The sequence below is a fragment of the Phenylobacterium sp. genome, assembly GCF_024508875.1.
Classification (GTDB): Bacteria; Pseudomonadota; Alphaproteobacteria; order Caulobacterales; family Caulobacteraceae; genus Phenylobacterium.
The window spans coordinates 1-1,920 of record NZ_JANINU010000308.1; the positions used below are offsets into that span (position 1 = coordinate 1).

The window sequence follows — 1,920 nt, forward strand, 5'->3', positions numbered from 1 at the left end:
AGCGCACGGCCCTGTTCCAGGAAGCCCTGGACGTGGACGAGGTCATCGCCCAGCTCCTGGTCACCGAGGGCTTCGCCTCGGTCGAGGACGTGGCCTACGTCGACGTTTCCGAGATCGCCTCGATCGAGGGCTTCGACGAGGAGACCGGCGAGGAGATCCAGGCCCGCGCCCGCGACTACCTGGAGAAGGAAGCCGCCGAGTTCGACGCCAAGCGCAAGGCCCTGGGCGTCGAGGACGCCCTGCTGGAGATCGAGGGGATCACCCTGCCGATGTCGGTGGCCCTGGGCGAAGGCGACGTGAAGTCGGTCGAGGACCTGGCCGGCCTGGTGCCTGACGACCTGCGCGGCTGGTTCGAGAGCAAGAATGGCGAGCGCGTGCGCGAGCCGGGCATCCTCGAGAGCTTCAACCTGGAGCCCGCCGACGCCGAGCTGCTGATCATGCGCGCCCGGATCGCCATGGGCTGGGTCGAGGCCCCCCCTGAGGAAGAGATCGTCGAGGAAGAAGGCGGCGAGGAGGCGTTCGCGGACGCCGACGGCGAGCCTTCCGAAGAGCATGTCGCCGAGGCGGAAGCCGCCGGCGAAGCTCAAGACGCTTAAGGCTGGGTGAGGTGACTCTCCCGTGCGCAGTGGTGGTGCTCATCAACCTCTAGCCCTCCTCCTCGATGGAGGAGGGTTGGGTGGTGGTGTGCCCGCTGCGCATGGGGAGGACCGAGGTCGGCGCGGGTCTCCGTCGGGGGCGCGCCGATGACTTCGATCTCGTCAAAAGGCGACGACATCCCCGGCCCTTCCTCCATCGGGGAGGAAGGGAGCGTGAACGAATTGAGCGCCGCCGAAAAATCATCCTCCGCCAGGACCCACGCCGAGGCGTCGCGCGAGCGTCGCGACATCGTGTCGGGCGAGGTCATGGAGGAGGCGCGGCTGATCCGCTTCGTGGCGGGCCCCGACGGACAGGCCGTTCCCGACCTGGCGCGCAAGCTGCCGGGGCGTGGCATGTGGGTGGCCGCCGACCGCGCGTCGGTGACGCAGGCGGCGAAGAAGGGCCTGTTCGCCCGCGCCGCCAAGGCCAAGGTGACCGCCCCGGCGAACCTGGCCGACCAGGTGGAAAGCCTTCTGCGGACCCGGCTTTTGTCGGGGCTGGGGCTTGCGCGACGCGCCGGCGACCTTACCTCGGGGTTCGAGAAGGTTTCCTCCGCAATCTCTTCGGGCAAGGCCGCCTGGCTGATCGAGGCGTCCGACGGCGCAGCCGACGGGCGTCGCAAGATCATGGCCCAGGCCCGCAAGACCACGCCGGCGCCCGGCGTGGTCGGTCTCTTCAGCTCGGCCGAATTGGGTTTGGCCTTAGGGCTGGAGAATGTGATACACACCGCCTTCCTTGCGGGGCGCGCCGCCGAGCGTTGGGCCGAAGATGTCCGGCGCCTGGCGGGGTTCAGTCCGCTCCTTCCTGAGGATTGGCGCGAGGAGCCTGTCGAGGCCAAGCGGGAGCCATGAGGCTTTCCGCCCTTCGACGTTGATAGAGAGATGTGCCGGGATCCGCCCGGCGCCGAGTAAAGCGAGCGAATGAGCGAGAACGACAACAACGGCCGTAAGCCCCTGACCCTCAAGCCCCGCAGCGCCGGGTCGGTCAGCTCGGGCACGGTGAAGCAGAGCTTCAGCCACGGCCGGACGAAGACGGTGGTCGTCGAGACCAAGCGGGCGCGTCCGCACGCGTCGGCAGGTGGCAATCTGGCCGCGCCGTCCAATGCCGAGCGCCGCGTTTTCGAGCCCCCGCGTCCCGCCGCGCCGCAGCCGCAGGGCCAGCGCCCGCCGGCCCAGACCAACGATGGTCTTTCGCCCGAGGAACGCGCCGCCCGCCAGCGGGTGATCGAGGCCGCTCGCGCCCAGCAGGCGCAGCAGGAGGCCGAGCGCCGCGCCCGCGAGGAGC

General features: G+C 69.8%; 3 protein-coding genes. All 3 read left to right on the forward strand.

Annotated elements, in window-relative coordinates; all coding sequences use genetic code 11:
* Positions 1–596 (forward strand): helix-hairpin-helix domain-containing protein (locus tag Q0L11_RS20645; protein WP_296599768.1); only part of this gene is annotated, 596 nt, incomplete at its 5' end.
* Positions 597–809: 213 nt separating this feature from the next.
* Positions 810–1,487 carry an RNA-binding protein gene (locus Q0L11_RS20650; RefSeq protein WP_296599769.1) on the forward strand — a complete coding sequence of 226 codons (678 nt, stop codon included), beginning with the start codon at positions 810–812 and terminating at the stop codon, positions 1,485–1,487.
* A gap of 69 nt (positions 1,488–1,556) precedes the next feature.
* Positions 1,557–1,920, forward strand: a 364-nt coding sequence (locus Q0L11_RS20655) for a translation initiation factor IF-2 associated domain-containing protein (RefSeq protein ID WP_296599770.1), incomplete at its 3' end; no start/stop codon positions are given.